Below are 18,667 nucleotides of genomic sequence, written 5' to 3'. Positions count from 1 at the left end.
TCTGGATTGCTTGATTTACCAACTTTTGGTTGTCGCTTTGGCGCAGATGCCCGGGTCTTTCGCTTTTGGCGATCAGGGGGAGCCACAGCAAGGACAGAATCAGGATCAAAGGCTTTCGCCCCCCTTCGGGGTGCGAGCTACTTTTCTTTGCTCGTGCAAAGAAAAGGTAGCCAAAAGAAACACGGGCCGGGACGCGATCCGTCGGTCTGCGCCCGCCGGTTCCCTGCGCTCCTCGCGTGCCAGGGGGACGGCGCACAACTCGCTTCGCTCAGACACGTGCGCCTCTTCGCCCCCTGTCCCGCTGCGGTGCTCGGCTCGCTCTACGGCCGGGGAAGTCAAAGCTGGGAGCAGCAACAGCAACAGCAACAGCAACAGCAACACCAACAGCAACAGCAAACGGCAGGAGTTTGCTCTGCCCGCGCAGGCATAATGCGCCCCGGTCCCTTGGAGTCGCATGCAATGCTGGAAACAGTGGAACAGGAAACCGGCGCGGTGCCGGCGTGGTCGGTGATCTGGCTGCACGGGCTGGGTGCCGATGGCCATGACTTCGCGCCGATCGTGCCGGAGCTGGTGCGGCCGCACTGGCCGGCGATCCGCTTCGTGTTCCCGCATGCGCCCAAGCGCCCGGTCAGCATCAACAACGGCATGCCGATGCGTGCGTGGTACGACATCGTCAGCCTGGATTTCCGCAGCCGTGCCGATGCGGCCGGCGTGGCCGAGTCCGTGGCCCAGGTCGAGGCGCTGATCGCGCGCGAGCAGGCGCGTGGCATCGCCCGCGAGCGCATCCTGCTGGCCGGGTTCTCGCAGGGCGGCGCCATCACCCTGTCCGCCGGCCTGCGCCAGCAGGCGCCGCTGGCCGGGCTGGTCGCGCTGTCGACCTACCTGCCGGAGGTGGATGCCGCCGCCGCGCAGCTTGTGCAAGGCGCCACCGCGCAACCGGTATTCATGGCCCACGGCAGCGCCGACCCGGTGATCCCGGTGCAGGTCGCCGAACACAGCCTGCAGGTGCTCCAGGGGTTGGGGTTCGGGGTGGAATGGCATCGCTATGCGATGGCCCACCAGGTCTGCGCCGAGGAAATCCAGGCCCTGGGCGACTGGCTGCAGGCGCGGTTCGCACGCGGCTGAGGCCCGGCGCGGTGCGCCCGGCCGGTGACTGCCGGTCCGTGCCGGGGTTGGCTACCATGCGTCATCCAGGGAGCAATGCAGGGCAGGGGAGTGGCGATGAAAGTGCTCATTGCCGATGACGAGCCGCTGGCGCGCGAACGGCTGCGGATGCTGCTGTCCGCGCACGCCGGGGTGGCGGTGGTGGCCGAGGCCGGCGACGGCCAGGCGACGCTGGAGGCCTGCGCGCGGGCGCAGCCGGACGTGGTGCTGCTGGACATCGCCATGCCCGGCATGGATGGCCTGGACGTGGCGCGGCAACTGGCGCGGCTGGAACCGCGCCCGGCGGTGGTGTTCTGCACCGCCTACGAGTCGCACGCGCTGTCGGCCTTCGAGGCGGCGGCCATCGATTACCTGATGAAACCGGTGCGCGCCGAGCGGCTGGCGGCCGCGCTGGAGCGTGCGCGTACCTTCCTGGCCGGGCGTGGCGGCGCGGCGACGGCCGCTGCCGCGGGCGGGCGCCGGGTGCTGTGCGCGCGGCTGCGCGGCAACCTGCGGGTGATCCCGCTGGAGGACGTGCTCTACCTGCAGGCCGAGGAGAAGTACGTGGTGGTCCACCACGCGCATGGCGAGGACCTGATCGAGGAATCGCTGCGTTCGCTGGAGGAGGAGTTCGGCACCCGCTTCGTGCGCATCCACCGCAACTGCCTGGTCTCGCGCCAACGCCTGCAGGAACTGCGGCGGACCGCGGCCGGGCAGGTGCAGGCGGTGCTGCGCGGGGTGGCGCAGCCGCTGGAGGTCAGCCGTCGCTGCGTGGCGGCGCTGAAGGCGGAACTGGCCGGCACGTGAGTCCTGCGCCGATAATGGCGCCATGAACATGCTGCGCATCGCCACCCGCAAGAGCCCGCTCGCCCTGTGGCAGAGCGAACACGTCGCCGCCCGCCTGCGCCAGGCGCACCCCGGCCTGGTGGTCGAACTGGTGCCGATGAGCACCCGCGGCGACGAGGTCCTGGACCGCTCGCTGGCCGCCATCGGCGGCAAGGGCCTGTTCCTGAAGGAACTGGAGCTGGCGATGCTGCGCGGCGAGGCCGACTGCGCGGTGCATTCGCTCAAGGACGTGCCGATGGAGCTGGATGCGCCGTTCGCGCTGCCGGCGATCCTGGAACGCGCCGATCCGGCCGATGCCTTCGTCTCCAACCGCCATGCCAGCCTGGACGCGCTGCCGCATGGCGCGGTGGTGGGCACCTCGTCGTTGCGCCGCCAGGCGCAGCTGCGCGCGCTGCGCCCGGACCTGCAGGCGCGCGACCTGCGCGGCAACGTCAACACCCGCCTGGCCAAGCTCGACGCCGGCGATTACGACGCCATCATCCTGGCCTGTGCCGGGCTCGAGCGCCTGGAGCTGGGGGCGCGGATCCGCGACCGGCTGCGCCCGCCGCAGTGGCTGCCGGCGCCAGCGCAGGCGGCGGTGGCGGTGGAGTGCCGCGCCGATGCCGCCGACGTGATCGCATTGCTGGCGGTGCTGGACCACGCCGCTACCCGCGCCTGCGTGGAAGCAGAGCGGGCGATGAACCGCGCGCTGGACGGCAGTTGCCATGTGCCGGTGGCCGGGCTGGCGCAGTGGCGCGGCGAGGACCTGTGGCTGCAGGGGCTGGTCGGCGGTGTCGCCGACGGGCGCGCGGTGCGCGCTCAGGCGCAGGGCCCGGGCAACGATCCGGAAGCGCTGGGCCGGGATGTCGCGCGCCAGCTGCTGGACGGCGGCGCCGGCGACCTGCTGCGCTGAGGCGGGAAACAGGAAAAGGGAACGGGGAATGGACGGGTGGCGCGTGGCCGTGGCGCGCCGCAGGCGCTCATCCCGCGGCCGCTGCCCGTCTTCCTGTTCCCCGTTCCCGGCTTCTTACTTGAAGCTGTAGACCACGTTCATCGTGGCCAGGGTGTCGGTCTTGCGCTTGTCCTCGGCCACGTCGCTGTTGTAGCGGGCCTGCCAGCCGGCCTTGAGCGCGAAATGGCGGTTCATCGCCACCGAAACGCCGAAATCGTTCTGCGCGAAGGTGTTGTACGAACCGGACTCGACCAGCAGGGTGTTCACCAGGTCGGTGTTGTCGGTGAGGCCGAACTTGAGGTCGAACAGGCCGCGGCCGATCAGCCCGGTGCGGTTCTCGTCGGTCTCGGAGTTGTGCGAGCGGCGTACGCCGGGGCCGATCTGGGTATCGAGCACCAGGCGTTCGCCGTCGATCAGCCGGGTGCCATAGCCCAGACCGAAGCTGCCCTGGCGGTCATAGGTGGCGAAATCATCGCTTTCGTAGCGCACCGTGGCGGTCAGCTGGCGGTGTTCGCCCAGCTGCAGCGCGCTGCCGGCGCCGGCGGTATAGCGGTTGGCGGTGGTCTGGCGCTTGCGGTAGGTGCTGCCGTCGTCGGCGGTCTGCTTGTACTCGGCGCTGGAGCGCAGCCCGAACAGGTCCATGCTGTGCACCCAGTCATCGTCGGTGTAGCGCAGCTTCAGGCGGCCGTTGAGGCTTTCGGTGGTGCTGTTGCCGCGCGCCGAGGCGAACCCGAGTTCGCCGCCGCTGCCGCTCCACGGCGAGGTCATCGCGGCGGGGTCGGAGGCATCGTCCGCCCACGCCATGGGGGCGCACAGCAGCAACGGCAGGAGCAGGGAAACGCGCAGGGACATCGGGAAGTCTCCAGGGAGGGCGGGAACGGGAACCGTTTTCATGATACCGGATGGCCCCGCCGCCCCCGCCCGCTGGCCGGGGGCGCTTGACCCGCGGTTAAGCCTGGCGCCGCGCCCGCCGCGCGCCATTCACCTCCGAGTCGGACATAATCGGGCCATGGACCGCTACGAACGCATCAACGCACTGCATCGCCTGCTCAAGTCCGCGCGCTATCCGATCACGGTGGCGCGCCTGCAGGAAGAACTGGGCTGTTCACGGGCCACGGTCTACCGCGACCTGGCCTTCCTGCGCGATGCGCTGATGGCGCCGGTGGAGGGCGATGGCGAGGCCGGTTTCCGCTACCAGAGCGGGGAAAGCGACCGGTTCGAGCTGCCGGGGTTGTGGCTGAGCTCGGAGGAACTGCACGCGCTGCTGGCGTCCCAGCACCTGCTGGCGCGTACCGGCGGCGGCGTGCTGTCCTCGGTGCTGGCACCGCTGCAGCAGCGCATCGAGAGCCTGCTGGCCGCCCAGGCCGGTGCCTCGTCGTGGCCGGTGGAGCGGGTGCGGGTGATCCCGCACCGTGGCCGCAAGCTCGACGAGGCCAGCTTCCGCACGGTGGCTTCGGGTGTGCTCGAGCGCCGCCAGCTGTCCTTCGATTACCGCGCCCGTTCCACCGACGAGGTCACCCGGCGCACGGTTTCGCCGCAGCGCATCACCCACTACCGCGACAACTGGTACCTGGATGCCTGGGACCATGGCCGCGAGGCGCTGCGCAGCTTCGCCGTGGACCGCATCCACAAGGCGCGGGTGATCGACCAGGCCGCGCGCGACATCGACGATGGCGAACTGGACGCGCAGCTGGGTGCCGGCTACGGCATCTTCTCCGGTGCGCCCAAGGGCTGGGCGACCATCCTGTTCAGCGCCAAGGCCGCGCGCTGGGTGGCCGACGAACACTGGCATTCGAAGCAGCAGGGCCGGTTCCTGGCCGATGGGCGCTACGAGCTGAAGGTGCCGTACAGCGTGTCGCGCGAGCTGCTGATGGACGTGCTGCATTACGGCTCGGACGCCGAGATCGTCGAGCCGCAGTCGCTGCGCGAGCAGGCCAAGGCACTGTTGTCGCTGGCGCTGAGCAACTACGACTGACGCCGCCCGCGCCGCAACGCCGGCGCGCTTGACCCAGGTCATGGGGCGGGAGCGGCCGCGCCGCCAGAATCGGTGTCCCCGATGGCCCGGAGCGGCGCATGGCCTTCCACGATCTGCGCGGCTTCCTGCAGCACCTGCGGGCATGCGGCCAGCTGCGCGAACTCGGCGTAGCGGTGGATCCGGAACTGGAAAGCACCGCGCTGTGCCTGCGCGCGCTGCGGGCGCAGGGGCCGGCGCTGCTGATGCCGGCCACGGGTTCGGCGCATCCGCTGCTGGGCAACCTGTTCGGCCACGGGCGCCGCATCGAGCTGGCCCTGGCCGGGCGCCCGCTGGCTTCGCTGCGCGAACTCGGCGAACTGCTGGCCGCGGTCAAGGAGCCGCGCTGGCCCGGCAACCTGCGCCAGGCGCTGGCGCACTGGCCGGAACTGGCGCAGCTGGCGCACGTGGCGCCGCGCCGGGTAGACGAGGCCGCGTTCGACGCGGACGTGCGCAGCGGCGAGGACGTCGACCTGGGCGTGCTGCCGGTGCAGCGCTGCTGGCCGCAGGATGCCGGAAGGCTGATCACCTTCGGCCTGGTGGTCACCCGCGGCACCCGCCAGCCGCGGCAGAACGTGGCCATTTACCGCCAGCAGGTGATCGGCCGCAACCGGGTGATCATGCGCTGGCTGCCGCACCGCGGTGGCGCGCTGGACTTCGCCGACTGGCAGGCCGCGCACCCGGGCAGGCCGTTCCCGGTGCTGGTGGCGATCGGCGCCGACCCGGCGACCCTGCTGGCCGCGGTGGCGCCGGTACCCGACACGCTGTCCGAATACGAGTTCGCGGGGCTGCTGCGGGCATCGCGCACCCGGCTGTGGCGCAGCGCCCTGACCGGGCTGGACGCACCGGCCGGCGCGGAGATCCTGCTGGAGGGCTTCATCCACCCCGGCGACACCGCGCTGGAAGGTCCGTTCGGCGACCACACCGGCTACTACAACGCGCAGGACACCTTCCCGGTGCTCACCGTCGAACGCATGCGCATGCGCACCGGCGCGATCTACCACGGCAGCTACATGGGGCGCGCGCCGTACGACGAGCCCTCGGTGCTGTCGATGGCGCTGAACGACGTGTTCGTGCCGATCCTGCGCAAGGTGTTCCCCGAGATCGTGGATTTCTACCTGCCACCTGAGGCATGTTCGTACCGGATCGCGGTGGTGGGCATCCGCAAGCAGTATGCGGGCCATGCGCGGCGGATCATGATGGGCATCTGGTCCTACCTGCGCCAGTTCACCTACACCAAGTTCGTGATCGTCACCGATGACGACATCGACGTGCGCGACTGGTCGCAGGTCGTGTGGGCGATCGCGACGCGGGTGGACCCGGCGCGCGACAGCATGCTGGTGGAGAACACGCCCATCGATTACCTGGACTTCTCCAGCCCGACCCCGAACCTGGGGTCCAAGCTGGGACTGGATGCCACCCACAAATGGCCGGGGGAAACCGCCCGCACCTGGAGCCGGCCGATCCAGCCCGACCCGGAAGTGGAGCGCCGCGTCGACGCGCTGTGGCGCGCGGTGATCGCGCACTGATCAGTCGGTGGCGGCATCCCATGCCGGGTCGTCGAACAGCTGCGGGTAGCGTGCCAGCGCCGCGCGCATGGCGGCGATCTCCGCCACCGGCACCTGCTGCGACGTGCGCACCGCCTCGGCACCGGCCAGGAACCGGGCCAGCAGGCCATGCAGTGCCACGTCGGCGTCGGGCTCGAGCCTGCAGTTGGCGAAGATGTCGTTGACCGAGGTATCGATCAGCGCCACCGTGCTGGTCGCCTGGGCGATGCCCATGTGGCCGTGCTCGTAATGTTCCAGCGCCTGCACTGCCACGCGGATGTCGCGCATACCCTTGCGCAGCGGTGCGTCGCTGGCCCAGCGCTGCGCGGGTACCGGCGCCGTCGCGGTGAGCGGCGCATGCGCGGCATGCCCCTCGTGGGCGGACTGCGCGGCGGCGGTCGCGGAGGAAAGCGCGCCGGCGAGGATGAGCAGCAGGGCGCAAGGCAGGGTCGTGCGTCGCATGGTGTTCTCCGGAACGATGGGCCGATGCCCATCCGTGCCGCAGCATCACACGCAGGCGCGCCGGCGCCCATGATCCACGTCAACGGCGGGCGGGCGCGGCGCTTGACCCACGTCAAGGACGCATGTGGCTGCCCGCAGGATCATGCCGGCTCCCCCGGGCCGGAGCCTCCGCATGCAACTGGTATGTCCCGCCGGCAACCTGCCGGCCCTGCAGGCGGCGGTGGATGCGGGAGCCGACGCGGTGTACGCGGGCTTCCGCGATCAGACCAATGCGCGTGCGTTCCCCGGCCTGAACTTCTCGGACGACGAACTGCGTGCCGGCATCCGCTATGCGCATGCGCGCGGCGCATCCGTCTATCTGGCGTTGAACACCTATCCCGACAGCGCGCGCCTGGGCGACTGGTACGCGGCCGTGGACAAGGCAGCCGCGCTGGGCGCCGACGCCATCATCGCCGCGGAGATGGCGGTGCTCGATTACGCCATGCGCACGTACCCGCGGCTGCCGCGCCATCTGTCCGTGCAGGGCTCGGCCACCACCGCGCCGGCGCTGCGCTATGCCTACGAGCGCTTCGGCATCAGCCGCGCGGTGTTGCCGCGGGTGTTGTCCATCCAGCAGGTCGAACGCCTGTGCGAAAGGTCCCCGGTGGCGCTGGAGGTGTTCGCCTTCGGCAGCCTGTGCATCATGGTCGAAGGCCGCTGCCAGCTGTCCAGCTACGTCACCGGTGCCTCGCCGAACCGGCATGGCGTGTGTTCCCCGGCCAAATTCGTGCGCTGGGACGAGCACCCCGACGGCAGCCGCAGCGTGCGCCTCAACGACGTACTGATCGACGCGTTCCAGCCGGATGAAGCGGCCGGCTACCCGACCGTGTGCAAGGGCCGCTTCGCGGTCGGCGACGAGGTCTTCCATGCACTGGAAGAGCCGACCAGCCTCAACACCATGGAACTGCTTCCGCGGCTCAGGCAGATCGGCGTGGCCGCGCTGAAGATCGAGGGCCGCCAGCGCGGCGTGGCCTACGTCGGTCCGGTCACGCGCACTTGGCGCAGGGCCATCGACCAGCTCGCCGCCGATCCCGCGCACTGGCGGCCGCGGCCTGAGTGGCAGGCCGAACTGGCGCGCCATGCCGAAGGCCACCAGACCACGCTCGGCCCGTACCACCGCGCCTGGCATTGAAGGAGCGACGATGAAACTCAGCCTTGGCCCGCTGCAGTACTTCTGGCCGCGCGAGCGCACGCTGGCGTTCTACCGCGAGGCGATCCACTGGCCGCTGGACGTGGTCTACCTGGGCGAGACCGTGTGCAGCAAGCGCCGCGAACTGCGCACCGCCGACTGGCTGGCGCTCGCCGCGGAGCTGGCCGCTTCCGGCAAGCAGATCGTGCTGTCGACGCTGGCGCTGATCGAGGCCGAGTCGGAACTGGGCGTGCTTGACCGCCAGGTGTCGCACGGCGGCTTCTGGATAGAGGCCAACGACCTGTCCGCGGTGCAGCGGTGCCGGGAGAAGGGCCGCCCGTTCGTGGCCGGCCCTTCGCTCAACGTCTACAACCATCGTGCGCTGGCGATGCTGGCCGAGGACGGCATGCGCCGCTGGGTGCCGGGCGTCGAGCAGGGGCGCGTGTTGATCGGCGAGCTGAAGCAGGCGTTCGTCGCCGCCGGTGGCGCGATGCCGGAGCTGGAGGTGACCGCCTGGGGACGCTTGCCACTGTCGTACTCGGCGCGCTGCTTCACCGCGCGCGCGCTGGACGTGCCCAAGGACCACTGCGGCTTCCGCTGCATCGACCATCCCGACGGCATGCCGCTGGCCACCCGCGAGGGCCGCCCGTTCCTGCGCATCAACGGCATCTCGGTGCAGGGCGAGGAAACCACCGACCTCGGCCCGGAGCTGCCGGAGCTGCGCACGCTGGGCGTGGACATCCTGCGCCTGTATCCGCAGGCCGAAGGCATGGAAGCGGTGGTGCGGCATTTCGATCAGGCGCGCACCCATGCGACGGTGCCGCCGCGGCTCGGCCAGCGCAACGGCTACTGGCACGGCGAGCCGGGCATGCGCATGCCGGCCTGAGCCGGCATCCGCCGCCGCGTTGCCGCACCGCAATGCGGGGAGCGGCCCACAGGCCGCGCGCATCGGCCTGGATGGGCAGTGCGCCGGCCACGACGGGGCGCGCCGGATCTGGGATGCGGGGCGCGATGGTCGCGCCAGCCGCCCCAGCTGTCACTGCATGCGTGGTTCGGTCCCGCTGACGCCAGCCATGGGCAGCGGGCATGTCGGCTCGGGCTCAGTCGGCCAGGAAGTGCGCGCCCAGGCTCTGCGTGCGGCGCAGCGCCGCCGCCAGCAGCGCGCGCGCCAGCCCGCCCTGCCACCCGTCCGCTGCCGGGTACTGCTGCAGGGCCGCCCGCAGGGCTTTGCCGCTGCGCACCGGCCCCAGGGCCTGCATCATGGTTTCGCGCAGGCCGGCAATGCGGATGGCATCGAGCGATGGACCGCGCCGCACCAGGGTGCATCCGCCGTGGCTTGCGCCGGTGCCCGGCAGTGCGCCCAGCAGCGCCCCCAGCCGGCGGCCGAACACAACGCCTTCCAGCAGGGAGTTGCTGGCCAGGCGGTTGGCCCCGTGCACGCCGTTGCAGGCCACTTCGCCCACCGCGTACAGGCCGGGCAGCGAACTGCGGCCATCGGTATCGACGGCGATGCCGCCCATGTGGAAATGCGCGGCCGGTGTCACCGGGATCGGCTGCAGGCGCGGGTCGATGTCGTGCTGCATGCAGGCAGCGAACACGGTGGGGAAGCGCGCCGCAAAGGTCGTGCCGATGCCCCGTGCATCCAGCCATGCGCCGCCCTCGCGGCAGGCCTGCCAGACCTGCCGCGCGACGACATCGCGCGGCGCCAGGTCGGCCAGCGGATGCACGCCGTCCATCAATGGCCGGCCTTCGGCGTCGAGCAGCCGAGCGCCGGCGCCGCGCAGCGCCTCGGTCACCAGCGGCAGGCGGTGCAGCCCGGGCAAGGCAAGCGCGGTGGGATGGAACTGCACGAACTCCAGGTCGCGCGGCGCGGCGCCCGCGGCCAGGGCCAGCGCCAGCCCGTTGCCGTCGGCATCGGCCGGGTTGCTGGTCCGTGCGAACAGCCCGCCGATGCCGCCGGTGGCAAGCACCACCGCGCACCCGTGGATCCGCTCGGCATGGCCAAAGGCATCGAGCGCGTGGACGCCACAGGCGTGGCCATCGCGCAGCAGCAGGCCGGTGACATCCAGGCCCGCGCAGCGATGGATGTGCGGTGCGCGGCGCGCGGCCGCGACCAGGGCCTGCATCACCTTCGCGCCGGTGGCGTCGCCGCCGGCATGCACGATGCGCGCGCGGTCATGGCCGCCTTCGCGGCCCAGTTGCAGGGTGCCGCTGGCGTCGCGGTCGAAGGCCACGCCCTGGTGCTGCAGCCACTGGACCGCGGCCACCGCGTCGCCGGTCAGCCGCGCGACTGCGGCGCGGTCGTTGTGCTGGCTGCCGGCCAAGCAGGTGTCGTGCGCATGGGCCTGCGCGGTGTCGCCATCGCCGACCGGCGCGGCGATGCCGCCCTGCGCCAGCGTGCTGGCCACATCGCTGCCTTCACGCGCACGGGTGAGCAGCAGTACCGGCGCTGGCGCGGCGGCCAGCGCCGTCGCCAGCCCGGCGATGCCCCCGCCGACGATGAGGATGGGCGCGTTCACACCGGGTCGCGACGGCCCACCGCCAGCATCCGTTGCAGTGCCTTGCGCGCGCGCCGGGCGATGTCCTCGGGCACCGTCACCTCGTGGCGCAGCTCGCGCAGGCAGGCATGGATGTTGGGCAGGGTGATCCGCTTCATGTGCGGGCACAGGTTGCAGGGCTTGATGAACTCCACCTGCGGGAACTGGTTGCGCAGGTTGTCGGCCATCGAGCACTCGGTGATCATCGCCACCCGCGCCGGCTTTTCCTGGGCCAGCCAGCGCCCCATCGCACTGGTCGAGCCGACGAAATCGGCCTCCGCCAATACGTCCGGCGGGCATTCCGGGTGCGCCACGATCTTCGCGTCGAAGCGCTCGCGGGTGTGCCGGGCTTCGATCGCGGTGAACTTCTCGTGCACCTCGCACTGGCCGTTCCACAGCACCAGTTCGACACCGGTCTGCCGCGCGACCCAGGCGCCGAGGTAGCGGTCGGGCAGGAAGATCACCTTGCCGGTGCCGAATTCGGCGGCCATGGCTTCGACCACCTGCGTGGCGTTGGCCGAGGTGCAGCAGGCGTCGGATTCGGCCTTCACCGCCGCGCTGGTGTTGACGTAGCTCACCACCGGCACGCCGGGATGCCGCGCGCGCAGGGCGCGCACGTCGTCGGCGGTGATCGAGGCGGCCAGCGAGCAGCCGGCGTCCGGGTCGGGAATCAATACGGTCTTGCCGGGGGCCAGGATTCTGGCGCTTTCGGCCATGAAGTGGACGCCGCACAGCACGATCAGCTCGGCGTCGCAGTCGGCCGCCGCCTGCGCCAGCGCCAGCGAATCGCCGGTGACGTCGGCCACGCCGTGGAAGATCTCCGGCGACTGGTAACTGTGCGCCATGATCACCGCGCCGCGCTGGCGCTTGAGTTCGCCGATGGCGTCGATCCACGGCAGGTGCAGCGGTACCTCCAGGCACGGGATCAGCCGTTCCAGAGTGTCGACCAGCGCTGCGTAGCGCACTTCGAGTCCGGGGTGCCAGGCGGGCGTGGTGGAGGTGTTCATGCGGTACCGGGGTGGGAGGGAGGGCTCCCGCGCGGTGCCGGCGCGGGCATCGGAGGCGCGCCGGTGCTCAGGCCCGCGCCTGGTGCGCGCTGCGTGCCGCGCGGGCCAGGCGTGCGCTGCGGTTGAGCGCGATGCGCAACCCCAGCGGCACGCTTTCCCACGGCAGGCGGTCGAGCAGGTTGCGTGCGGTCAGGCCCAGCTCGACATCGCCGGTGAGCCGCAGTCGCCGCTGGAAGAACAGGGTGTCGGCGTCTTCCAGCCGCCCGGTCAGCAACAGCAGGTCGGTGGCGCTGCCGCACACGCTGGCTTCGGCGGCAGCGTCGTCGACAACCACCAGGCGCTGGCCCTGCAGCGCCACCACCCAGCGCAGGCCGAGGTCGCTGACCTCGATCCCCAGCCGGCGGCCGGCCATGAAGTCGAGCGTGCCGTCGCGCAGCGGCGCGGCCAGCACTTTGGCCATCGCCTGCTCCAGCAGGCGCCTGTGCACCGCAGGTGGTACCGCACGCAGCAGCGGGGCGATGCGGCGCGGCGGCGGCAGCAGCCGCAGCAGGGTGTGCGCCGGTGTCGGCGGGTAAGCGTCGTGGGTGTGCATCATGGGGGCGATGATCGCGGCATTGCCCGCGGTTGCTCCTTGATCCAGATCAGGTTGCAGCCCTTGCGTGCGGCAGGCGTCGCCGATGGCCAGCGCCAGCACGCCGCTGGCGGTCGCCGGCGGTACTCCCAGCATCGAGGCCAGGCGCTCGGCCCGATGGCGCACGCGCTGTTCGCGCGCACCATCGCGGCCCTGGACCCCGGCACGGGCCTTGATGCGTCCGGCCAGCCGCGCCAGCCGCGTGCGCGCGGCCAGCAGCAGCACCAGCCCGTCGTCCACGCCATCGATGGCCAGCCGCACCGGCGCCAGCCCACGTGCCTGTTCAGCCATGCGTTTTTTCCTGGTTGAGCGCCCGCACGGCCGCCAGCACCTGCGTGGCATGGAGCGCTTCGGCCCCGGTGGCATCGAAATCGGCGTGCCTGTGCTGCTTCACCCCGTGATTGGACAGGACGAGGTGAGTGCCGGCGACCGCGCCCGCGTTCGCCCGGCAGGCGCAAACGCACTGCAGCACGCCGCCGTCCAGGGTGAGGATGCGGCGTCGGCTGCGTGCGGTGCGGACCCGACCGGCAACGCCGCCCCCGATCCCGGCGATGCAGGACATCCCCGCCTGGCCGGCGCGGTCCGGCCGCAGCGCCAGGTGGTTTGCCACCTGCGTCGCGCGGGAGCAGCCCGGGCATGAATACAGCAGCGGCCGCGCGCGGCCCACGCCGTCGCCTGCGTGCCGTGGGAATGCCGGCGTACCGCGGCGCTGCAGCTGCGCGTTCATCGCCGTCGCGCCGGCCGGGGAGCGCAAGGACGGGCAGGGGCATTGGGCATGGCGTTGTCCCGGTCGAAGGACAGCCATGCTAGGCCGCGGCCGGCGCGCGGCGATTGACGCAGGTCAAAGCCCCCGGCTCCGGCGGCGCCGCTCAGTCGCGGTTGGGCACCTCGAAGCCGAGCTTGCCGACCTGCGACGGATGCTGCGGCACCCGCTTGAGCTTGTCGGTGTTGACCTCGTAGCGGTCGCGCAGGCGCAACGCCAGCTGCCGGTACAGCGCGGCGTCCATGTCCGGCTCGCGGGCGAAGATCCACGCCATTTCGCGGCCCGGGTAGCCGATCAGCGCCCAGGAATAGTCCGGCGCCACTTCCAGCACGCGGGTGTGGGTGGGCACCACCTTGTAGAACCAGGTGCGCCAGCGGCGGTTGCCGCTGTCCTCGTCCACCCGCGCGCGCAGGTCGAGCTCCTCCTCGGGCGCGGTGAAACCATCGCGGTACTGGTAGCGGATCGAGACCCGGTCGTCGCCGCGCAGGGTGTAGGTGTTGACGCTGGCCACATGCCCGCGCTCGACGAAGTTCGGCACCCGTCCGATCACGTACCAGCGCCCCATGAACCTCTGCAGGTCGATCGGGCCGTCGGCAATGCCCTCGGCCTGGGGAGCGGCCGCCGCGGCGTCCTGTGCGAGGGCCGGCGCCAGCGGCAGGGTCAGGCTCAGCAACAAGGCAGACAGGAACGCAGGAAAGGGTCGCATTGCGGAGTGGAGCGCCGTGGTGGATGACGCCAGCATGTTCGATGGGCGGCGATGGACGCGTCAATGCCCGGTCGCACCCCCTGAGATGGATGCCCGGCAGCATGCGCCCGAACCCGTTACCGGAGCATGTCATGGCTGTCTCGTCCCGCCGTACTTCCGATGAACATCCCGATCCGCGCGTGTTGCGCTGCGTCAGGCAGGCCGCGCTCGCGGGGCTGGCCCTGGTGCTGGTGTGGCCGGCCATGCGCGGCAGCAATGCCTGGATCGGCTGGCTGCCGCTGTGGCTGCTGGGCATGCCGTTGAGCGCATGGTGGGCGCTGTACCGGTTCCGCCTGCCCGCGGCCTGGCGCAACCGGCGGCAACGCAGCGGCAGCCGGCAGCGGCCGCAGGCGCGGCGCCTGCGCCGGGCGCGCCCGGCCGCCGCGGTACGCGCGGCCTGACCTTCGACAGGGGAAGCCCGCGGGGCGGCTGTGCTAGCGTGCGCGGCCTATGACCGCATGGAGCCATCATGTCCCGACTCTCTTCCGCCTGCCTTGCCGCGGGCCTGTTCACCGCCAGCCTGTCCGGAGCCGCCATGGCCGCCGATGAAGGCCAGGATAAATACGCCTGGCTGGAAGACGTCACCGGCGACAAGCCGCTGGCGTGGGTGAAGGAACAGAACGCCAAGGCCGAGGCGCGGCTGGCGCAGAGCCCGCAGTTCAAGGAGATGGAGGCCGGCATCCGCGCGGTGCTGGATTCGGACGCCAAGATCCCCGGCGTCGAGAAGATCGGCGACTACTACTACAACTTCTGGAAGGACAAGCAGCATGAGCGCGGCGTGTGGCGCCGCACCACGCTGGTCGAGTACCGCAAGGCCGAGCCGCTGTGGGAGACCGTCCTGGACCTGGACGCGCTGAACAAGGCCGAAGGCGAGAACTGGGTATGGCACGGCGCCAACTGCCTGCGCCCGCAGTACACCCGCTGCCTGATCGCGCTGTCACGCGGCGGTGCCGACGCCGACGTCACCCGCGAGTTCGACCTGTCGAAGAAGGAGTGGATCAAGGACGGCTTCTTCCGCCCGGAGGCCAAGGGCGGCCTGGGCTGGATCGACCAGGACACCGTGTTCGTCTACACCGATTTCGGCGACGGCTCGATGACCACGTCCGGCTACCCGCGCGTGGTCAAGCGCTGGAAGCGCGGCACGCCGATGTCGGCGGCCACCCCGGTGTACGAAGGCACGCCGCAGGACATGTACATCGCGGCGATGCATGACGACACCCCGGGCTTCGAGCGCGACTTCGTCAGCCGCACCATCGCCTTCTACAACAACGAGCTGTTCCTGCTCGGTGCCGACGGCAAGCTGGCCAAGGTCGATGCGCCCAATTCGGCCGAGAAGGGCGTGCGCCGCGAGTGGCTGACCCTGGAACTGCGCGAGCCGTGGACCGTGGGCGGCAAGACCTACGCCGCCGGCTCGCTGCTGGCGACGAAGTTCGACGACTTCATGGCCGGCAAGCGCGAGTTCGACGTGCTGTTCGCGCCCACCGACAGCACCTCGCTGGCCGGCGCCGCCTGGACCCGCAACCATGTCGTGCTGAACGTGCTCGATGACGTCAAGAACCGGCTGCAGGTGCTGACCCACGGCAAGGATGGCTGGACCCGCAGCGATTTCGTCGGCGCCCCGGCGTTCGGCACCATCGGCGTCGGCGCGGTGGATCCGGATGAAAGCGACGCGGTGTGGATGACCGTCACCGATTACCTGACCCCGACCACGCTGTCGCTGGCGCAGATCGGCCAGCAGCCGGAAGTGCTCAAGACCATGCCGGCGTTCTTCGACGCCAGCGGCAAGGTGATCGAGCAGCACTTCGCCACCAGCAAGGACGGCACCCGCGTGCCGTACTTCGTGGTGCACGGCAAGGACATGAAGCGCGACGGCTCCAACCCGACCCTGCTGTACGGCTACGGCGGTTTCGAGATCTCGCTGACCCCGTCCTATTCCGGCGGCATGGGCCGCGCATGGCTGGACAAGGGCGGTGTGTATGTCGTGGCCAACATCCGCGGCGGCGGCGAGTACGGCCCGCGCTGGCACCAGGCCGCGCTGAAGCAGAACCGGCACAAGGCCTACGAGGACATGGCAGCCGTGGCCAGCGACCTGGTCGCGCGCGGGATCACCAGCGCCAGGCACCTGGGCGTGCAGGGCGGCAGCAATGGCGGCCTGCTGACCGGCAACATGCTCACCCAGTATCCGGAGCTGTTCGGTGCGGTGGTGGTGCAGGTGCCACTGCTGGACATGAAGCGCTACAGCCACCTGCTGGCCGGTGCCTCGTGGATGGCCGAGTACGGCAACCCGGACACCGCGGACTGGGAGTTCATCAAGACCTTCTCGCCGTACCACCTGTTCGACCCGGCGAAGAACTACCCGCCGGTGCTGTTCACCACCTCCACCCGCGATGACCGCGTGCACCCGGGCCATGCCCGCAAGATGGCGGCCATGATGATCGACGCCGGCAAGAACGTGACCTACTACGAGAACATCGAAGGCGGCCACGGCGGCGCGGCCAACAACGCGCAGGCCGCGCACATGTCGGCGCTGGCCTATAGCTTCCTGTGGGAGCAGCTGGGCGGTAAATGAGGTATCAAGCCGACGCCACCGCAAGGTGGCGTCGGCTTGTCCGGCTCTGGATCGCAATTCCAATGTGCGGCACTCTGGGCCAATGTGGTTCGCCCTGCGCAGTCAGGTTCTCGATGCGAGCGACGCCTAAAACGTGATGCCACTCCATGTCCCTGGTAGTAGGAAACGGGAGGCGCAATATGCTGGTGAATATGAAGCCATCGTTGTGGCTCCTGTTGATTGCAGGGGCGGTTGCCGCCGCGCATGCCCAGCCTTCGGTATCTGCGTCTGAAGATCCGGCGCCAGCCCTGGAGTGCAACGGGGCGGTCTACCGGTTTCTACCCGGAGAAGTCAATTATTGCCTTGCCCTCAAGATGTGGGAAAAGGGTGACTATCGGCGAGGTGAAGAGTTTCTGCTGCTCGCCGCGGGCTGGGGCAGCAAGCCCGCTCAATACTCCCTTGGCCTTGCCTATTTCAACGGCGAGGGAGTCGCGAAGGATCGACCCCTGGGCCTGGCATGGCTGACACTGGCTGCGGAGCGTGATGATCCGACATTCAAGGCTGTCATGAGATCGGTGTATGCCGCCATGCCGGTCGATGAGCGAGGCAGGGCGGAAGTGCTCTACGCCAAGCTGCGGGAGCAATACCGGGACGATGTCGCGGCGGTACGTGCCAAGACGAGGTACGACCGTGAAATAAGGGCGGTTGCCGGCAATGCGGCGTACAGCCCCCGGCTATGCATTGCCGGGCTTAACTCGGGCGCATTGGCAGGCGACGTTGACGCGGTCAGTCAATCATGTCCGCCTGCAACTCGGGCCGTGGAGACGCTCAACAAAATGTCGGAACAGTATTTCAAGGGATGGCGGAGTCGCGTGGATGTCGGTCCGTTGCAGGAAGTCAGGGAGCCCGAGGTGCGTCCCCATGATCCTGCAGGTTGATTTACTTGATCCCTGAGCGCTTTGGCATGCTGACGCACCGCGCGCAGGCCGGTTGGCGTGGGGCTGCTTTGACTCCCCCTCACTTCTGTTCACCCGCTCCTCGTCCCGGGCGCTGGGCCTTCCAGCGTTCCAGCCCGCGCGCGATCCGCGTCACCGCCTCCTGCAGCCGCGCCACGTCCTGGGTATAGGCGATGCGCACATGCTGGCGAGCGCGGTGGTGGCCGAAGTCCAGGCCCGGAGTGAACGCCACGTGCTCGGTCTCCAGGAAGTGGGCGCAGAACGCCTGCGCATCGTCGGTGAATGCGCTTACGTCGCAGTACAGGTAGAACGCGCCCTGCGGCTCCACGTCGATGCGGAAGCCGAGGCTGCGCAGCGCCGGCAGCAGGTAGTCGCGGCGCTGGCGGAACTGTTCGCGGCGCTGCTCGAAGATGGCGATGGTTTCCGGCTCGAAGCAGGCCAGCGCCGCGTGCTGGGCCATCGACGGCGCACTGATATACAGGTTCTGCGCCAGCTTCTCCAGCTCGGGCACCGCCGCCGGTGGCGCCACCAGCCAGCCCAGGCGCCAGCCGGTCATGCCGAAGTACTTGGAGAAGCTGTTCAGCACGAACGCCGCGTCGTCCACTTGCAGCACGCTGGGCGCGTCGAAACCGTAGGTCAGGCCGTGGTAGATCTCGTCCACCACCAGGTGTCCGCCGCGTGCCTTCAGCGTGGCGGACAGTGCGGCCAGCTGCGCGGCATCGAGCGTGGTGCCGGTGGGATTGGCCGGCGAGGCGACCAGCGCGCCGACGCTGTCATCGTTCCAGTGCCGCTCGACCAGCGCCGGGGTCAGCTGGTAGCCGCTGTCCGGGCCGGCCGGCACCAGCTGCGCGGCACCCTCGACCAGGCGCAGGAAATGGCGGTTGCACGGATAGCCCGGGTCGGCCAGCAGCCAGTGCCGGCCCGGGTCGACCAGCAGGCTGGAGGCCAGCAGCAGCGCGCCCGAGCCGCCCGGGGTCACCAGGATCCGTTCCGGGTCGATCTCCAGGTCGTAGCGGCCGCGGTAGAAGCCGGCGATGGCCTCGCGCAGCGCCGGCAGGCCGCGCGCGGCGGTGTAGCGGGTATGACCGGCGGCGAGCGCGGCCTGGCCGGCGCGGATGATCGGCGCGGCGGTGGTGAAATCGGGTTCGCCGATCTCCAGGTGGATCACGTCGTGGCCGGCCTGCTCCAGCGCATTGGCGCGGGCCAGCAGGGACATGACATGGAACGGGGCGATCTCGTGGCTGCGCCGGCTGTAGCCGGACGGGGTGGGGGCGGCGGTGTTCATCGCCGCCATCATAGGCCGCCGCGCGCAGGCCGTGCCCGCGGCGACGTCCATGGCACACTGTCGGCCATCGCCCGGGCGGCAACGTGT

General features: G+C 70.3%; 18 protein-coding genes. 10 read left to right on the top strand and 8 right to left on the bottom strand.

Annotation, left to right across the window (positions count from 1 at the left end; genetic code table 11):
• Positions 1-459: 459 nt before the first annotated feature.
• The 3 genes from MKP15_RS15605 (at position 460) to hemC (ending at position 2,881) form a co-directional block, all read left to right on the top strand.
• A complete protein-coding gene (locus tag MKP15_RS15605) occupies positions 460-1,125 on the top strand; it encodes an alpha/beta hydrolase (RefSeq protein ID WP_161615135.1) in 666 nt (221 codons plus the stop codon).
• A 96-nt stretch (positions 1,126-1,221) separates the two neighbouring features.
• Positions 1,222-1,950: a LytTR family DNA-binding domain-containing protein gene (locus tag MKP15_RS15600; protein ID WP_104938004.1), complete on the top strand. Its 729-nt coding sequence runs from the start codon at positions 1,222-1,224 to the stop codon at positions 1,948-1,950.
• Between the two features lie 22 nt (positions 1,951-1,972).
• On the top strand, positions 1,973-2,881 hold the full coding sequence (hemC, locus tag MKP15_RS15595) for a hydroxymethylbilane synthase (RefSeq protein WP_240213339.1): 909 nt from the start codon (positions 1,973-1,975) through the stop codon (positions 2,879-2,881).
• A 114-nt stretch (positions 2,882-2,995) separates the two neighbouring features.
• Here hemC and MKP15_RS15590 read toward each other — a convergent pair whose 3' ends face one another.
• Positions 2,996-3,772, bottom strand: a complete 777-nt coding sequence (locus MKP15_RS15590) for a DUF481 domain-containing protein (protein WP_104938006.1) — start codon at positions 3,770-3,772, stop codon at positions 2,996-2,998.
• 157 nt (positions 3,773-3,929) lie between these two features.
• Here MKP15_RS15590 and MKP15_RS15585 point away from each other — a divergent pair, with 157 nt between their 5' ends.
• A complete protein-coding gene (locus MKP15_RS15585; protein WP_240213338.1) occupies positions 3,930-4,895 on the top strand; it encodes a YafY family protein in 966 nt (321 codons plus the stop codon).
• Positions 4,896-4,993: 98 nt separating this feature from the next.
• On the top strand, positions 4,994-6,460 hold the full coding sequence (locus MKP15_RS15580) for a UbiD family decarboxylase (protein WP_240213337.1): 1,467 nt from the start codon (positions 4,994-4,996) through the stop codon (positions 6,458-6,460).
• Here the strand turns inward: MKP15_RS15580 and MKP15_RS15575 are convergent, their stop codons facing one another.
• Complete coding sequence (locus MKP15_RS15575; protein ID WP_240213336.1) at positions 6,461-6,940, bottom strand: DnrO protein; 480 nt, start codon at positions 6,938-6,940, stop codon at positions 6,461-6,463.
• Positions 6,941-7,112: 172 nt separating this feature from the next.
• Between MKP15_RS15575 and MKP15_RS15570 the strand changes: the two genes are divergently transcribed.
• Both MKP15_RS15570 and MKP15_RS15565 read left to right on the top strand, forming a co-directional pair.
• Positions 7,113-8,111 carry a peptidase U32 family protein gene (locus MKP15_RS15570; protein WP_240213335.1) on the top strand — a complete coding sequence of 333 codons (999 nt, stop codon included), beginning with the start codon at positions 7,113-7,115 and terminating at the stop codon, positions 8,109-8,111.
• Between the two features lie 10 nt (positions 8,112-8,121).
• The gene (locus MKP15_RS15565; RefSeq protein WP_240213334.1) at positions 8,122-8,994 is read left to right on the top strand and encodes a U32 family peptidase; all 873 of its coding nucleotides are present in this window, start codon (positions 8,122-8,124) and stop codon (positions 8,992-8,994) included.
• Between the two features lie 214 nt (positions 8,995-9,208).
• Here the strand turns inward: MKP15_RS15565 and MKP15_RS15560 are convergent, their stop codons facing one another.
• From MKP15_RS15560 to MKP15_RS15540, 5 genes are all read right to left on the bottom strand, one after another.
• Complete coding sequence (locus MKP15_RS15560; RefSeq protein ID WP_240213333.1) at positions 9,209-10,627, bottom strand: FAD-binding protein; 1,419 nt, start codon at positions 10,625-10,627, stop codon at positions 9,209-9,211.
• Positions 10,624-11,652 (bottom strand): quinolinate synthase NadA, encoded by a 1,029-nt coding sequence (gene nadA / locus MKP15_RS15555; RefSeq protein ID WP_240213332.1) that lies wholly within the window; start codon positions 11,650-11,652, stop codon positions 10,624-10,626. Before nadA ends, MKP15_RS15560 begins: the two co-directional genes overlap by 4 nt.
• Positions 11,653-11,719: 67 nt before the next feature.
• Positions 11,720-12,574 (bottom strand): SCP2 sterol-binding domain-containing protein, encoded by an 855-nt coding sequence (locus MKP15_RS15550; RefSeq protein ID WP_240213331.1) that lies wholly within the window; start codon positions 12,572-12,574, stop codon positions 11,720-11,722.
• On the bottom strand, positions 12,567-13,010 hold the full coding sequence (locus MKP15_RS15545; RefSeq protein ID WP_240213330.1) for a putative zinc-binding protein: 444 nt from the start codon (positions 13,008-13,010) through the stop codon (positions 12,567-12,569). Before MKP15_RS15545 ends, MKP15_RS15550 begins: the two co-directional genes overlap by 8 nt.
• Positions 13,011-13,152: 142 nt before the next feature.
• Entirely contained in the window at positions 13,153-13,752 is a 600-nt protein-coding gene (locus tag MKP15_RS15540) for a lipocalin family protein (RefSeq protein ID WP_240213329.1), read from the bottom strand.
• A 131-nt stretch (positions 13,753-13,883) separates the two neighbouring features.
• On the opposite strand from MKP15_RS15540, the gene MKP15_RS15535 reads away from it, so the two are divergent.
• From MKP15_RS15535 to MKP15_RS15525, 3 genes are all read left to right on the top strand, one after another.
• Positions 13,884-14,192, top strand: coding sequence for a hypothetical protein (locus tag MKP15_RS15535; RefSeq protein WP_240213328.1), 309 nt, complete (start codon positions 13,884-13,886; stop codon positions 14,190-14,192).
• Positions 14,193-14,260: 68 nt separating this feature from the next.
• On the top strand, positions 14,261-16,360 hold the full coding sequence (locus MKP15_RS15530) for a prolyl oligopeptidase family serine peptidase (RefSeq protein ID WP_240213327.1): 2,100 nt from the start codon (positions 14,261-14,263) through the stop codon (positions 16,358-16,360).
• Between the two features lie 146 nt (positions 16,361-16,506).
• Positions 16,507-17,277 carry a hypothetical protein gene (locus tag MKP15_RS15525; RefSeq protein ID WP_240213326.1) on the top strand — a complete coding sequence of 257 codons (771 nt, stop codon included), beginning with the start codon at positions 16,507-16,509 and terminating at the stop codon, positions 17,275-17,277.
• Positions 17,278-17,356: 79 nt separating this feature from the next.
• On the opposite strand, the gene MKP15_RS15520 is transcribed toward MKP15_RS15525, so the two are convergent.
• On the bottom strand, positions 17,357-18,580 hold the full coding sequence (locus tag MKP15_RS15520) for a pyridoxal phosphate-dependent aminotransferase (protein ID WP_240213324.1): 1,224 nt from the start codon (positions 18,578-18,580) through the stop codon (positions 17,357-17,359).
• Between the last annotated feature and the right edge of the window lie 87 nt (positions 18,581-18,667).

The organism is Stenotrophomonas sp. Y6, from assembly GCF_022436665.1.
Lineage (GTDB): Bacteria > Pseudomonadota > Gammaproteobacteria > Xanthomonadales > Xanthomonadaceae > Stenotrophomonas > Stenotrophomonas acidaminiphila_A.
The sequence above is the reverse complement of the archived record's forward strand: the minus strand, read 5'-3'. Positions and strand labels throughout refer to the sequence as shown.

What these genes read in the sequence shown, in the direction of transcription:
- MKP15_RS15605 (WP_161615135.1), top strand. Translation starts at nt 460, where the DNA reads ATGCTGGAAACAGTGGAACAGGAAACCGGCGCGGTGCCGGCGTGGTCG.
- MKP15_RS15600 (WP_104938004.1), top strand. Translation starts at nt 1,222, where the DNA reads ATGAAAGTGCTCATTGCCGATGACGAGCCGCTGGCGCGCGAACGGCTG.
- hemC (WP_240213339.1), top strand. Translation starts at nt 1,973, where the DNA reads ATGAACATGCTGCGCATCGCCACCCGCAAGAGCCCGCTCGCCCTGTGG.
- MKP15_RS15590 (WP_104938006.1), bottom strand. Translation starts at nt 3,772, where the DNA reads ATGTCCCTGCGCGTTTCCCTGCTCCTGCCGTTGCTGCTGTGCGCCCCC.
- MKP15_RS15585 (WP_240213338.1), top strand. Translation starts at nt 3,930, where the DNA reads ATGGACCGCTACGAACGCATCAACGCACTGCATCGCCTGCTCAAGTCC.
- MKP15_RS15580 (WP_240213337.1), top strand. Translation starts at nt 4,994, where the DNA reads ATGGCCTTCCACGATCTGCGCGGCTTCCTGCAGCACCTGCGGGCATGC.
- MKP15_RS15575 (WP_240213336.1), bottom strand. Translation starts at nt 6,940, where the DNA reads ATGCGACGCACGACCCTGCCTTGCGCCCTGCTGCTCATCCTCGCCGGC.
- MKP15_RS15570 (WP_240213335.1), top strand. Translation starts at nt 7,113, where the DNA reads ATGCAACTGGTATGTCCCGCCGGCAACCTGCCGGCCCTGCAGGCGGCG.
- MKP15_RS15565 (WP_240213334.1), top strand. Translation starts at nt 8,122, where the DNA reads ATGAAACTCAGCCTTGGCCCGCTGCAGTACTTCTGGCCGCGCGAGCGC.
- nadA (WP_240213332.1), bottom strand. Translation starts at nt 11,652, where the DNA reads ATGAACACCTCCACCACGCCCGCCTGGCACCCCGGACTCGAAGTGCGC.
- MKP15_RS15550 (WP_240213331.1), bottom strand. Translation starts at nt 12,574, where the DNA reads ATGGCTGAACAGGCACGTGGGCTGGCGCCGGTGCGGCTGGCCATCGAT.
- MKP15_RS15545 (WP_240213330.1), bottom strand. Translation starts at nt 13,010, where the DNA reads ATGAACGCGCAGCTGCAGCGCCGCGGTACGCCGGCATTCCCACGGCAC.
- MKP15_RS15540 (WP_240213329.1), bottom strand. Translation starts at nt 13,752, where the DNA reads ATGCGACCCTTTCCTGCGTTCCTGTCTGCCTTGTTGCTGAGCCTGACC.
- MKP15_RS15535 (WP_240213328.1), top strand. Translation starts at nt 13,884, where the DNA reads ATGGCTGTCTCGTCCCGCCGTACTTCCGATGAACATCCCGATCCGCGC.
- MKP15_RS15530 (WP_240213327.1), top strand. Translation starts at nt 14,261, where the DNA reads ATGTCCCGACTCTCTTCCGCCTGCCTTGCCGCGGGCCTGTTCACCGCC.
- MKP15_RS15525 (WP_240213326.1), top strand. Translation starts at nt 16,507, where the DNA reads ATGTCCCTGGTAGTAGGAAACGGGAGGCGCAATATGCTGGTGAATATG.
- MKP15_RS15520 (WP_240213324.1), bottom strand. Translation starts at nt 18,580, where the DNA reads ATGAACACCGCCGCCCCCACCCCGTCCGGCTACAGCCGGCGCAGCCAC.